Annotated in this window: 8 protein-coding genes and 1 tRNA gene; 7 read left to right on the top strand and 2 right to left on the bottom strand. The window is 74.7% G+C overall.

Going from position 1 to position 13,072, the window contains the following annotated elements; all coding sequences use genetic code 11:
* The first annotated feature begins 8 nt into the window (after positions 1-8).
* The 6 genes from ABGA99_RS21705 (at position 9) to ABGA99_RS21680 (ending at position 10,722) form a co-directional block, all read left to right on the top strand.
* Positions 9-947, top strand: coding sequence for a sugar ABC transporter permease (locus ABGA99_RS21705; RefSeq protein WP_347577860.1), 939 nt, complete (start codon positions 9-11; stop codon positions 945-947).
* On the top strand, positions 944-1,846 hold the full coding sequence (locus ABGA99_RS21700) for a carbohydrate ABC transporter permease (RefSeq protein ID WP_347583241.1): 903 nt from the start codon (positions 944-946) through the stop codon (positions 1,844-1,846). Before ABGA99_RS21705 ends, ABGA99_RS21700 begins: the two co-directional genes overlap by 4 nt.
* 102 nt (positions 1,847-1,948) lie before the next feature.
* The gene (locus tag ABGA99_RS21695) at positions 1,949-3,634 is read left to right on the top strand and encodes a glycoside hydrolase family 13 protein (protein WP_347583240.1); all 1,686 of its coding nucleotides are present in this window, start codon (positions 1,949-1,951) and stop codon (positions 3,632-3,634) included.
* A 191-nt stretch (positions 3,635-3,825) separates the two neighbouring features.
* On the top strand, positions 3,826-4,470 hold the full coding sequence (locus tag ABGA99_RS21690; protein ID WP_347577857.1) for an SLATT domain-containing protein: 645 nt from the start codon (positions 3,826-3,828) through the stop codon (positions 4,468-4,470).
* A gap of 7 nt (positions 4,471-4,477) precedes the next feature.
* Positions 4,478-8,671 (top strand): FtsK/SpoIIIE domain-containing protein, encoded by a 4,194-nt coding sequence (locus ABGA99_RS21685; RefSeq protein WP_347577856.1) that lies wholly within the window; start codon positions 4,478-4,480, stop codon positions 8,669-8,671.
* Positions 8,668-10,722: a metallophosphoesterase family protein gene (locus tag ABGA99_RS21680; protein WP_347583239.1), complete on the top strand. Its 2,055-nt coding sequence runs from the start codon at positions 8,668-8,670 to the stop codon at positions 10,720-10,722. Before ABGA99_RS21685 ends, ABGA99_RS21680 begins: the two co-directional genes overlap by 4 nt.
* A 37-nt stretch (positions 10,723-10,759) precedes the next feature.
* Here ABGA99_RS21680 and ABGA99_RS21675 read toward each other — a convergent pair whose 3' ends face one another.
* Positions 10,760-12,319, bottom strand: coding sequence for an FGGY family carbohydrate kinase (locus tag ABGA99_RS21675; RefSeq protein WP_347577854.1), 1,560 nt, complete (start codon positions 12,317-12,319; stop codon positions 10,760-10,762).
* Between the two features lie 134 nt (positions 12,320-12,453).
* Entirely contained in the window at positions 12,454-12,774 is a 321-nt protein-coding gene (locus tag ABGA99_RS21670; protein ID WP_347577853.1) for a YtxH domain-containing protein, read from the bottom strand.
* 181 nt (positions 12,775-12,955) lie between these two features.
* Between ABGA99_RS21670 and ABGA99_RS21665 the strand changes: the two genes are divergently transcribed.
* A tRNA-Asn gene (locus ABGA99_RS21665) sits at positions 12,956-13,028 on the top strand.
* Positions 13,029-13,072: the final 44 nt, after the last annotated feature.

Genomic DNA, 13,072 nt, shown 5'->3' with positions numbered 1-13,072 from the left:
GGCACCGAATGATCAGCAGCCTGAAGCAGTCGTACAGCCGCCACTGGTACGCCTATGCCATGGTCGCCCCGGTCGTCGCCGTCCTCGGCGTGCTCGTGGCGTACCCGCTGGGCCGCGGCCTCTACCTGTCGCTGACCGACGCCACGAGCGACAACGTCGGCCGCACCATCGGCGTCAACGAGATCCCGGACAGCTTCTCCTTCGTCGGCTTCGACCACTACGTCGAGATCCTCACCGGCAGCGCCGCCGACACCTTCTGGAAGCAGTTGGTCTGGACGCTCTTCTGGACCGCCGCCTGCGTCGCCCTGCACTACGGCATCGGCCTGGGCCTCGCCGTGCTGCTCAACCGCAAGATGCGCGGGCGCACCCTGTACCGGCTGGCGCTGATCCTGCCGTGGGCGGTGCCGACGTTCGTCACCGTCTTCTCCTGGCGGATGATCCTCGCCGACGGAGGCGTGCTGAACTCCGCGTTCGCCTCCGTCGGGATGCCGGAGCCGGCCTGGCTCAGCGAGCCGTTCTGGCAGCGCACCGCGGCGATCGTCGTCAACACCTGGTGCGGGGTGCCGTTCATGATGGTCTCCCTGCTCGGCGGGCTGCAGTCGATCCCGCACGAGCTGTACGAAGCCGCCGAGACGGACGGCGCGACGCCCTGGCAGCGGTTCCGGTACGTGACGCTGCCCGGGCTGCGCGCGGTGAGCAGCACGGTGATCATGCTGGGCGTGATCTGGACGTTCAACCAGTTCATCGTCATCTTCCTGCTGTTCGGCTCCACCGCGCCCGACACCGAGATCCTGGTCACCTGGGCGTACCGGCTCGGCTTCGGCCAGACGCCGCGGGACTACGCCGGCTCCGCCGCGTACGGCGTGATCATCCTGTCCATGCTCGTCGTGCTGGTGTCGGTCTACCGCCGCTGGTTGAACCGCAACGAGGAGGCGGCCGTCCGATGAGCCGCTCTGCTACCTCCCGCCCGGCTGCCTCCCGCCCGCGCCGCCCGGCTGCTTCCCGCCCGCGCCGCCGCGGCGAGCGCAGCACCGCCGCGTCCGTCGTGCTGCACGGCACGCTGCTCGTGGCGAGCTTCGTCGCGCTCTTCCCCGTCGCCTGGCTCGCGTGGGTCTCGCTCGGCCCCGACAAGACCGACTTCCTGCACGCCGGCGAGATCGCCGGGAAGATCAGCCTGTCGAACTACACCACCGTGCTGTCCGACACCGACTTCCTTGCCTGGGTCGGCAACTCGCTCATCGTCACCCTCGGTACGTGCCTGATCGGCGTCTTCGTCTCCGCCAGCGCCGCATACGCCGTCTCGCGCATGCGCTTCCCCGGCCACCGGCAGCTCATGTGGACGTTCCTGGTCACCCAGATGTTCCCGTTCGCGATCCTCATCGTGCCGCTCTACAACATCATGGCCGGGCTCGACCTGCTGGACACGTACTGGGCGCTGATCGCCGTCAACCTCACCCAGGCCGTGCCGTACTGCGCCTGGCTGCTGAAGGGCTACTTCGACACCATCCCGTACGAGATCGACGAGGCCGGCCGGGTCGACGGGCTCACGCCCTTCGGCACGTTCTGGCGGCTGGTGCTGCCGCTGGCCCGTCCCGGCATGGCGGTCGCGGCGTTCTACACCTTCATCACCGCGTGGGCGGAGTTCGCCTTCGCGTCGGTGTTCATGCTCAGCTCCGACAAGTACACGCTGCCCATCGGCCTGGCCACCTTCGTCAGCCAGCACGACCAGCAGTGGAACCTGATGGCCGCCACCGGCGTGCTCATCGGGATCCCGGCGGCGGCGTTCTTCTACCTCGTCCAGCGCCACCTGGTGACCGGCCTGACGGCCGGCGCCGCCAAGTCGTAAGCGCCCCCGCCCCTTCCGCTCCGCCCTTTCCGTCCCGCCCTCCTCCCGCAAGCCACTGGACGCGGCCCGTGGCCGCCCGCCCACCGACGACCCGGGGAAGACATGACCCAGCACCTCGCCGCCCGTACGGCCCTCGACTCCGCCGACGCCCTCGACTGGTGGCGCGACGCCGTGATCTACCAGGTCTATCCGCGCAGCTTCGCCGACGGCGACGGCGACGGCACCGGCGACCTGCCCGGCATCCGCGCCCGGCTGCCGTATCTCGCGAAGCTCGGCGTCGACGCGGTGTGGCTCAGCCCGTTCTACGCCTCCCCGCAGGCCGACGGCGGCTACGACGTCGCCGACTACCGCGCCATCGACCCCGTCTACGGCACCCTCCACGACGCCGACGCCCTCATCCGCGACGCCCACGAACTGGGTCTGCGGATCATCGTGGACGTCGTACCCAACCACTCCTCCGACCGCCACGAGTGGTTCCGCCGCGCCCTGCGCGAGGGCCCCGGATCCCCGCTGCGCGCCCGCTACCACTTCCGCCCCGGCAAGGGCGCCGACGGCGAACTGCCGCCCAACGACTGGGAGTCCATCTTCGGCGGCCCCGCCTGGACCCGCTGCCCCGACGGCGAGTGGTATCTGCACCTCTTCGCCCCCGAGCAGCCCGACTTCGACTGGGAGCACCCGGCCGTCGCCGACGAGTTCCGCTCCATCCTGCGCTTCTGGCTCGACATGGGCGTGGACGGCTTCCGCGTCGACGTCGCCCACGGCCTGGTCAAGGCCCCCGGGCTGCCCGACATCGGCGGATCCGACCAGCTCGGCCTGCTCGGCAACGCCGCCATGCCGTTCTTCGACCAGGACGGCGTGCACGACATCTACCGGAGCTGGCGGCGCGTGCTGGAGGAGTACCCGGGCCGGCGCATCGCGGTCGCCGAGGCGTGGACGCCGACCGTGGAGCGCACGGCCCACTACGTCCGCCCCGACGAGCTGCACCAGGCGTTCAACTTCCAGTACCTCGGCACGTACTGGGACGCCGCCGAGCTGCGGCCCGTCATCGACGCCTCGCTGGCGGCCATGCGGCCCGTCGGCGCGCCCGCGACCTGGGTGCTGTCCAACCACGACGTCACCCGGCACACCACCCGCTTCGCCAACCCGGCGGGTCTGGGCACCCAGTTGCGCTCCGCCGGCGACCCGGTCCTCGGCCTGCGCCGCGCCCGCGCCGCGACGCTGCTCATGCTCGCGCTGCCCGGCTCCGCGTACCTCTACCAGGGCGAGGAGCTGGGCCTGCCGGACGTCACCGACCTGCCCGACGAGGTGCGGCAGGACCCGGCGTTCGCGCGCGGGGCGGGGCAGGACGGGTTCCGCGACGGCTGCCGGGTGCCGATCCCGTGGACGGTGGCGGGGAGTTCGTATGGCTTCGGGGACGGCGGGAGCTGGCTGCCGCAGCCGGCCGGGTGGGGCGAGCTGAGCGTCGAGGCGCAGACCGGCGACCCGGGCTCGACGCTGGAGCTGTACCGCAGGGCGCTGGCGGTGCGCCGGGCACACGCCGCGCTGGGCGCGGGGGACGGGGTGGAGTGGCTGGCGGCGCCGGAGGGGGTGCTGCTGTTCCGGCGCGAACCGGCGGGCGGCGGCGCGGCGTTCGTCTGCGCGGCGAACACCACGGACGCGGCGGTGCGGATCACGGTCCCGGCGGGGCGGCTGCTGCTGGCGAGTGCGGAGGCGGCGGGCGCGGACCCGGGCGGCGAGGTGGAGCTGCCGGCGGACACCACGGTGTGGTGGTCGGCCGAGGAGGCGTGAGCGGTACGGACCGGGGGAGCACCCGGCGCGTACGGAGCGGGGCACCGCCCGTGCCGTACGGACCGGGTGCCCGCCCCGCGACGTACCGGAACCACTGCCCGGGTGGCGGGTTCCTCCCGTCCGCCGCGCCCCGGGCCGCCTGTTCCCGATAGCCTCGGTGAGCTGGACTGGGGCGAGCGCGGAGGCAGTTGATGCCGGGTCGGGAGACGGGGACGCCGGATGTCCGGGGCGGCCGGGGCAGACGCCGCGACCTGCGGGGCCGCCCGTTCCCCGGCGTGGCGCTGGAGGAGGCGGGCGGGCAGGCCGAGATCCTGCGGGAACTGCGGACCTGGGCCGAGCACGAGGCCGAGGACGCCATCGAGTGGTATCTGAACGACAAGCGCCTCAAGCGCCGCGGCTCCCGCGTCATCAGCGCGCTGACGATCCTCCTCGCCGTCGCCGGCACGCTGATCCCGCTGGCGAGCGTCATCTCCGGCGGCCCGCCGCAGGGCTGGGGATACGTGCTGCTGGCGCTGGCCGCCGGGTGCAAGGGGTTCGACCACTTCTTCGGCCTGTCGTCGGGCTGGATGCGCGACATCACCGCGGCGCAGGCGCTGCGCGCGGAGCTGAACGACTTCCGGATGGCCTGGGCGGCGGACCAGCTCCGCACGACCGCCCCCGCGTCCGGCCCTCTCGACCCGGCGGCGCTGGAGCGCCGGCTCGCGCTGCTGACGTCGCTGGTGGAGGCCGTACGCCGGCAGGTGGAGTCGGAGACGGCGGAGTGGCTGAGCGAGTTCCGCGCGACGGCGCAGCAGTTGCAGGACAACGCGGGACCGCCGACGGGCGCGGGGGCGTGAGGCGCGGGTGGCCACGGAGCGGATGCTGACGGTCGTCCTGCCGGGAGGCAGGGCGCGGGACGTGGTGCTGGAGGCGCCGGACAATACGTGGCTGCCGCTGGTGGCCAGGAGGCTTGCGGAGTGGTGCGGCCTGCCGCACGGCGCCGACCGGCTGTTCTTTGCCGACGGCACGGAACTGCCGTGCGACGCCACGCTTGCGGACGTGCCCGTACGGCCCGGCACCCGGCTCTGGCTCGGCGAACCTCCCGCCGGCCCGGACACGGGCGGTACCGCCCCCGAGAAGGTCCACCGCGCGCTTCTCCAGTCGGGTCTCGCCGTAGAGGGCGCGGGCGGCACGTTGCTCGTCTCTCGTTCGCGTGGCGGGACGGACGCCGCGGCGCCCGAGCGCGGCGGCTGGCGCCGGCTGCTGCCGGGCGGGCGGCGCGAGCCGGACGCCGGGCAGGGCTTCCTGCCGCCGTGGTACCTGGATCCCCGCCGGTTCGCGGACGCCCGGTGGGCCGCGGCGGAGCTGTGGCACCGCACCCCGGACAGCGCTGGGTTCCTCCGCCTTGAGCTGGGCTCCACCGTCGACCCCTACGGGGTGCGGCTGCCGCTCACGGTGGACCTGCCCACCGTCGGGGTCCTCGGCGCCGGGGCGCGTCAGGGCGTGGAGGGTGTCGGCGCGTGGCTCGTCGCCCAGATCCTGGCCACGCACAGCCCGGCCGACGTCGACGTACGCGTGCTGACCACCAGCCGGCACCACCCCGTCTGGGGCTTTCTCCGCTTGCTTCCCGCCACCGCCGCCGGCCTCCGGATCGCCGAGGCCGGGGCGTCGGCCCTCCATATCGACGACCTGCTCGGCCGCTCCCGCCTCCGGCCGGGGAACCTCCGTACGCCCGCGGCCGTGCTCGTCCTCGACGGAGCCCACCGGCTGAGCGCACTGCCGGGGGTCGCCGAACTGCTCCGGAACGGGCCGGGGTACGGAGTGTTCACCATCTGCCTGGAGTCCGAGGCGCAACTGCTGCCCCCGGAGTGCCGCGCGGTGGCCGAGATCGACGACGGCACCCGGCTGACGCAGGGGGGAGAGCACGTCCGCCAGGGCGGGCATCCGCACCGGCTCGACCCCGCTGCGTCCGACCGCATCGGCCGCATCCTCGCGCCCCTCCGCGACCCCGCCGCCCGCGCCGTGCCGGACAGCCCTCGTCTCCTCGACCTGCTCGGTCTTCCGCCGTTCGACACCAAGGAACTGCGGCGACGCTGGGCGCCCCCCTTCCACGGGCTCTCCGCCCCGATCGGAACGTCCCAGGGCGTTCCGATCGCCATCGACCTCGTACGCGACGGCCCGCACGCCCTCGTCGCCGGCACGACCGGCTCCGGCAAGACGGAGTTCCTGCGCACCTGGATTGCCTCCATGGCCGCCTGCCACCCGCCGGACGTGGTGTCGTTCGTGCTGGTGGACTACAAGGGCGGCAGCGCCTTCGCCGGCTGCGCCGCGCTGCCGCACACCGTGGGGGTGCTCGACGACTTCGACCGCTATCTCGTCGAGCGCACCCTCACCGGCCTGGCAGCCGAGCTGCGCAGGCGCGAGGAAGTGCTGACGGCGGCCGGAGTACCCGACATCGGCGGCTACGGCCTCTTGTTCGCGGCAGAGGACGTGCGTGTCTCCGACCCGCTGCCCCGGCTGGTGATCGTCGTGGACGAGATCGCCTCGCTCGCCCGGGAGTTCCCCGACTTCATCGACGGCCTTGTGGAGATCGCCCGGCGGGGCCGCTCCCTCGGTGTGCACCTCGTGCTCGCCACCCAGCGGCCCGGCGGCGTGGTGACTGCCGACATCCGGGCCAACACCAACCTCCGTATCGCGCTGCGCCTCGCGGACCAGAACGAGAGCACGGACGTCATCGACGCGCCGGACGCGGCCTGGCTCGGCAAATCCGAGCCGGGGGCCGCGTACGTACGTACCGGCGCCGAAACCCTGGTCCGGCTGCGTACCGCGCGCGTCGGTGTCCACCGCACACCCGAACCCGGACAGCGGTCGGACGTGCGGGTGCGCGACGCTCACGACAATCCCGAGGACAGCGGTTCGCTGCGGGTGGAACCCGAGCCCGCCGGACTGACCGACCTCGACGTGCTGGTCACCGCCGTCGAAACCGCCGCCAACCTCAGCGGCATCGCCCGGCCCTCCGCGATCCTCCCGCCCCCGCTCCCCGACGTGGTCAAGCTCGGCGCCCCGCCGGTGGAGCCGGACCTGCCCGTGCGAGGGCGCGACCTCGCGCCCGTCCCCATCGGCCTCGCGGACGTCCCGGAGGACCAATTCCAGACCGCCGCCGTGCTCGACCTCGCCGACAAGCTGCCCCTGCTCGTCTCCGGTGGCCCGCGCAGCGGGCGCTCGCAACTGCTGCGCACGGTCGCGGGCGGGGTCGCCCGTCAGCACAGCGTCGCCGACGTGCACCTCTACGGCATCGACTGCGACTCCGGCGCGCTTCGGGCGCTCACTGCACTGCCGCACTGCGGCGCGGTCGTCTCCCGCAACGAGCCCGACCGGCTGACCCGGCTGCTGGACCGGCTCACCACCACCGTGCGTGTCCGGCAGTCGGAGCTGGGCGCCGAGGCGTTCGCCGACATCGCCGCCCAGCGGCAGGCGGTGGCGGCGCCACGGCGGCTGCCGTACCTGCTGGTGCTGGTAGACGGCTGGGAAGGCTTCGTAGACGCGGTGGCGGCCGTCGACTTCGGTAAACCCGTCGACGACTTCATCCGGCTCTGCCGGGAGGGCCCGCGGGTCGGTGTCTGCCCCGTCGTCGTGGGCGGACGGACCGTGCTCCACGGTCGCATCAGAACGGCGGCCGCGGACGTGCTGGTGCTCCGGCAGGACGACGAGAACGACTACCTGGACGCGGGCATCAGACCCGTGTTCGTACCCGGACGTATGTCGCCGGGCCGCGCGCTCTACGCCGAGGGCCGAGACCGTACCGTCGTGCAGATCGCACTCCTGCCCGGCGGCACCATGACAGTCCGAGGCCAGGCCGAGGCGCTCGCTCGGATCGGCGCCGCCGCGCACGAGCGGGACTCCCATGTGCCGCTAACTCGGCGCCCGTTCCGCGTCGACGCCCTCGACCTCGCCGCCGACCGCTTCCACGTCGGCGGCGGTACGGGCCGGCCGGTGGGCCGCGACGCGGAGCTGGCGTGGCTGCGCGACCGGTACGCCACCGGCACCTCCGTCGCGCTGCTCGGCCCGCGCCGGGCGGGCAAGACGTGGGTGCTCGGCGAGCTGGAGCGCCGCCTCGTCGCGGACGGCGCGCGCCGGGTCCGTAAGCTCACCGTCCCGCACCGCGCCAGCGCCGTCGACAGCCCGGACGAGCTGGCCGCCCTCCTCGACCCCGCCGTGCGCGACGCCGCGAGCCCCGCGGAGGCGCTCCTGAACCGGGCGAACGAGCCCGCGGCGCGCGCCGACCGGGAGGCGTTCCTGCTCGACGAGGTCGGCCGGCTCGCCGAGTACCACCCCGCCGCCGTCTCCTGGCTGCGCGACCTCGGCCAGGCCGGCGCGTGGCTCGTCTACACCGGCACCGAGAAGGACTGGCAGACCGTTGTCCGCTCCGCGCTCACCGCCCCCGGCTCCAGCTTCGGCAACGACGTCGACAAGCGCATCCTCGGCCCCCTCGGCGAACCGCACGCGCTGGCGTTCCTCACCGGCACGGCCGCGAACCTCGGCGTCGACATCGAACCCGACCGCGCGGGCGCGCGGATCCTCGCGCTGGTCGGCACCTGGCCGTTCTACCTCCAGGTGATGGGCGACGCGGTGGTACGGGCCGTCCAGGCGGACGACCGCCGCCCGCTGACGAGCGGCCCGGCACTCGAAGAGCTGCGCAGGCAGGAGCTGCTGATCGGGCGCAGCGAGCAGTTCCAGTCCCGCTGGGCGGAGATCGGCCCCGCGGGCCGCGCCGCGCTGCTGCACACCCCCGGCGAACCCCCGCCGGAGCCGGCGCCGGCGCAGCGGATGGAGCTGCGGGACGTGGGGCTGCTGCGGCCGGGGGACGTGTGGCTGGCCGACCGGCCGTTCTTCGACTGGATCGCGCTGAGCCAGGTGTCGCTGCGGGACGAGTCGTTACGGGGCGGGGTCCGCGGCGACGCCCGCCCGGCCCCCGGTCCCATCCCCGCCCCCGCCGACCCGCCGGCGGACACCCCCCGGGCCGCGGGCCCTCGAACCGATGAGGAGTCATCCCCATGAGCCGCTTCCGGCCGAGCCGGGCCTACCAGCCCGAGCTGGACGTCCGGTTCCCCGGCGACCACGTGCCCGGCTGGGCGCGGCCCCTGGTCGAGGGCCAACTGCCCAACTCCGCCGCGTGGCTGGTGGAGCTGCCCCGCCGGGCGGGCAAGACGTGGCTGGCGCACGCCGTCGAACGGGCCCGGACGGAGCGGCCGTCGCTCCGGGTGGACCTGCGCTCGACGGCCGAGGCGGTACGGCGCCGGGGGCTCGGATGTCTGGCGGGCGGCAAGCAGCCGCCGCGGGTGTCGCCGGGATGCGTGGTGCTGGTCGACGAACCGGCCCTGACGCGGGGCGCGGATGGCGGCGGGGCCCGTACCCACTCCGCCACCGCCGCCGCGCCCGCCGCCCCGGCCGCACCCGGCACCCCCGCACCACCCGCCCTGGCCGGAGTCGACCCCGCGGCGCTGGCCGCCGGTCTGGAGCAGGTACGGGACGCGGGCGCCGTGCCCGTCGTCTTCGCCACCCCCGCCGAGCAGTTGCTCCTCGCCCCGCACCTCGGCGCCGACGCGCCCAAGGACGTGCTGCGCCCCCCGCCGCTCGCCGCCGACGAGTGCGCGCGCATGGCCGCCCGCGACCCCGAGTGGGCCCCGGGCGTCGTCGAACTGCTGCGGGCGGCGGAACCGGCGTGGCTGCAGACGCCGTTCCTCCTCGAACTCGCCCTGCAGACCGCCGAGGAGCACCCCGCGCTCCGCGCCGACGCGGCGCGGCTGGCGACGGCCGCGTACGAGGAGGCGTGCGGGCGGCACCAGTACGTGCCGCAGTGGTTCCACGACGGCCTCGCCCCCGAGCACCGCGCGGCGCTGCGGGCCCGGCGGTGGCACGACGCGGGCGTGGAGATCGCCGTACGGGCCGCGCACACGCCGCCCGCCGACGACCCCGTGCTCGTCCGCCACCTGCCGGAGGTGCTGCGCATCCACCACGTCACCGACCTCCACCACGGCGGCGGGCTGCGCGCCAACGTGGACGCCAAGGACACCTCGCAGGCCGGGCAGCGGCTCGCGGAGCTGGCGGGCGCGGGCTCGCCGCTGGACGCGTACGTGGACCACGTGCGCCAACTCGCCGGCCAGGGCCGGGCGCCGCATCTGATCATCGCCACCGGCGACCTCGTCAACCGCCCCGTCGACGCCGACGGCCGGACGGCGCTCGCCTGGCTGCGCGCGCTGGAGGACCAGCTCGCCGACCACCCCGACCTGCGCCCCGCCGACCCGCGGGTGCTCCTGACGGGCGGCAACCACGACGTGTCCTGGGAGCTGTGCCTGGACGAGGACCCGCAGGCGCGGCACCGCTGGTTCGCCCGGGTCTTCGCCGGCTACCCGCACCCCGACCTGCACGAGCCCGACACCGCGGTCCGCCGCGTCTACGTCACCTATCCGGACGCCGGGCTGCGGGTGGCGCTCCTCGGCACCGCCGAGTCCGGCGGCGAACCGGCGCACGACCGGGACCGCGAGCGGCTGGAGCGGTTCCGCGAGACGTACGTGGCGGCGGCGGACGCGGCGGACGAAGACGCCGTACGCCGGATCGTGCTGGAGTTCGAGCGCCACGACCCCGGCGTCATCGCCCGGGGCGTCCTCGACCGGCTCACCCGCGAACCGGGGTACGTCACCCTGGCGGCCCTGCACCACCCGCTGTCGCCGGTGCCGGCGGTGGAGATCGCCCCGTACTCCGGGGTCGTCAACGCGGGCCAGGCGAAGTGGACCCTGGCGGAGGCCGACACGTCCCTGGTCCTGCACGGCCACACCCATCTGGGCTTCACCGCCGCCGAACGCCTGCTGGGCACCGCCCGCCCCTGGACCACCCGCATCGCGGGCGCCCCGGCGCTGGGCAGCCGCGAGTCGGACGAGCGCAACGGGTACAACGAGGTCTTCGTCGCCCGCGAGGGCGGCGACCACGCGCTCGCACTCCGCACGGTCCGCTACGAGGCGGGCACCTGGGCCCCGGGCCCCACCGTCGGCTTCACCCCGGGCGCCCCGGACGAAACCCTCCTGCCCCTCCTGTGCGGCGACCCCGCCTGAGCCGTTCCGGCGGTGCGTACCGACCGGGACGTTCCGCTCAGCTCTGGGTCACTTCCTGCCCCGCCCGCTGCTCCTGGTCCGGCCCCTGCTCCTCCTGCCCGGGGCCCGGCTCCCCGCCGGCCGCCGTGCCGGCTGCGAGCTCCAGCGCGCCGGGGTGCACCGACTCCCGCACCGCCGCGTACTGCTGCCGTACCGCCTGGCCCAGGGCCAGGTCCTCGTCCGCCTCGAACGTCTCGTGCGGCCCCGTCTCCCACACCGGAGGGGCCTCCGCGCCGAGCCGGCCCTCCGCCACGCCCAGCGCCCACGCCGCCTGCCGGGCCGCGCCGAGGGCCGCGTAGTCCGCGGACGCCGGGACCACGACCTGCGCCTGGAAGACGGCCGGCGCCAGCGCCTGCACCGCCGGGAGGCCCGCCGCGGCGCCGAGGAGGAAGACGCGGCGGACGGTGACGCCCCGGGCGCGCAGCACCTCCAGGGCGTCCGCGAGGCCGCACAGCATGCCCTCGAACGCGGCGCGCGCCAGGTGCTCGGGCCGCATGCTCTCGCGGCGCAGGCCGTGCAGGGAGCCGGCGGTCTGCGGCAGGCTCGGGGTGCGTTCGCCGTCGAGGTACGGCAGGAGGACGAGCCCGTGGGCGCCGGGCGTGGAGCTCAGCGCCAGCTCGGAGAGCCGCTCCAGGTCGGTCGGCGCCAGGCCCAGCAGCTCGGCGGCGCCGCGCAGGGCGCGTACGGCGTTGAGGGTGTGGACGACCGGCAGGTGCATGCCGGTGGCGTCGGCGAGCGCCGTGATCGTGCCGCCGGCGTCGGGCAGCGCCGCGTCGTGGACGGCGTAGACCGCGCCGGAGGCGCCGAGGGTGACGACCGCGTCGCCGGCGCCGAGGCCGAGGCCGAACACGGCGGCCATCGTCTCGCCGGTGCCGGCGGAGATCAGCAGCCCCTCCGGCGTGCGCCCGGCGGCCTCGGCGGGGCCGAGCACCTCCGGCAGCCCGGCCTCGTGGCCGAGGGCCAGCTCGACGAGGTCCCGGCGCCACTCGCCGGCGTGCGCGGACCAGTAGCCGGTGGTGGAGGCGGAGCCGCGGTCGGTGGTGCGGCGGGCCGGCTTGCCGAGCAACTGCCAGACCAGCCAGTCGTGCGGGGTCATGAGCTGCGCGGTGCGCTTGGCGTGGTCGGGCTCGGTGGCGGCGAACCGGCGCAGCTTGGTGACGGGCAGCTTCGCGTCCGGCACGGCGCCGACGGCCTCCGCCCACGCCGCCCGGCCGCCCAGCTCGCCGACGAGGTCGGCGGCGGCGCCCTGGGCCCGCTTGTCGTTGCCGGTGAGCGCGTGGCGTACGGGCGTGCCCGCGGCGTCCAGCGGGATGACCGCGTGCTGCTGGGCGGCGACGCCGATGGCCTGCACGCCCTCCAGCACGCCGCCGTCCGCGGCCTGGCCGAGCGAGAGGAGCCACGTCTGCGGGTCGGCCTCGTAGGCCGCCGCCGACTCCTCGACGGACTCGGACACCGGGTGCGGCGCGTAGCCCTGCTTGAGTACCGCGCCGGTGTCGGCGTCGCAGACGACGATGTTGGTGCCTTCAGGCGAGCTGTCCAGACCGGCGACTATCCCCATGCCGCAGATGATGCCCTATCCGGAGGGCGGCTCGGGCACCGGTGGGGATTCGGCCGGCGGGACGGACGGGATCCGGCCCGCCGGGCGAAGCGGCGGCGCGAACCGCCGCCACGCCCGGCAGCCGGACCTCGGGGTCATGTGTTCGTCGTACCCCAGTCGTCGGACTCCTCACGCCGGCCGCTCTTGCCGTTCGCGTGTCCGTTCCCGAGGAAGTGCACGCGCGAGGCGACGTTCTCCGGCATGACGTCCCCGAACTTCGTGGAGAGCGTGCTCGCCGCCTTGGTCACGGCGTCCCGGCTGGTCAGCGCGGCGGCCTCGGCGGCGTTCCGCACCGCGGGGGACTCGCTGAACTGCTGCGCCGCCTTCCGCAACTGCTCGTAGCGCTCGCGTCCGGCCCGACTGCCCAGGACGTACCCGACGGCGATCCCCGCTACGAAGCTCACCCGGTACCGCATGGTCTCCACCTTCCCTCGGACTGCTTCGACTGGGCTGTTCCGCCCTTCTGTCACCGGTACGCGTACCCGGAAGAGGGGAGGGGTGAATACCGATTTCGGAGCGGACCCAGCCATGCGCTAATGTATGGCGAGCAGCACAGGAGCGCCCCCCGGGAGTCGGAAGGGCCTCCGTGCGGAGCAGTCCTCCGTAGCTCAATCGGCAGAGCAGCCGGCTGTTAACCGGCAGGTTACTGGTTCGAGTCCAGTCGGGGGAGCAGGTAAGCGAAGGCCCCGAGCGGGGCCTTCGCTGCTTTCTGCC

Origin of the sequence: Streptomyces sp. B5E4 (genome assembly GCF_039871555.1) — a bacterium.
Lineage (GTDB): Bacteria > Actinomycetota > Actinomycetes > Streptomycetales > Streptomycetaceae > Streptomyces.
The sequence above is the reverse complement of the archived record's forward strand: the minus strand, read 5'-3'. Positions and strand labels throughout refer to the sequence as shown.

Excerpts from the sequence above, each read along its gene's own strand:
- ABGA99_RS21705 (WP_347577860.1), top strand. The coding sequence starts at position 9 with ATGATCAGCAGCCTGAAGCAGTCGTACAGCCGCCACTGGTACGCCTAT.
- ABGA99_RS21700 (WP_347583241.1), top strand. The coding sequence starts at position 944 with ATGAGCCGCTCTGCTACCTCCCGCCCGGCTGCCTCCCGCCCGCGCCGC.
- ABGA99_RS21695 (WP_347583240.1), top strand. The coding sequence starts at position 1,949 with ATGACCCAGCACCTCGCCGCCCGTACGGCCCTCGACTCCGCCGACGCC.
- ABGA99_RS21690 (WP_347577857.1), top strand. The coding sequence starts at position 3,826 with ATGCCGGGTCGGGAGACGGGGACGCCGGATGTCCGGGGCGGCCGGGGC.
- ABGA99_RS21680 (WP_347583239.1), top strand. The coding sequence starts at position 8,668 with ATGAGCCGCTTCCGGCCGAGCCGGGCCTACCAGCCCGAGCTGGACGTC.
- ABGA99_RS21675 (WP_347577854.1), bottom strand. The coding sequence starts at position 12,319 with ATGGGGATAGTCGCCGGTCTGGACAGCTCGCCTGAAGGCACCAACATC.
- ABGA99_RS21670 (WP_347577853.1), bottom strand. The coding sequence starts at position 12,774 with ATGCGGTACCGGGTGAGCTTCGTAGCGGGGATCGCCGTCGGGTACGTC.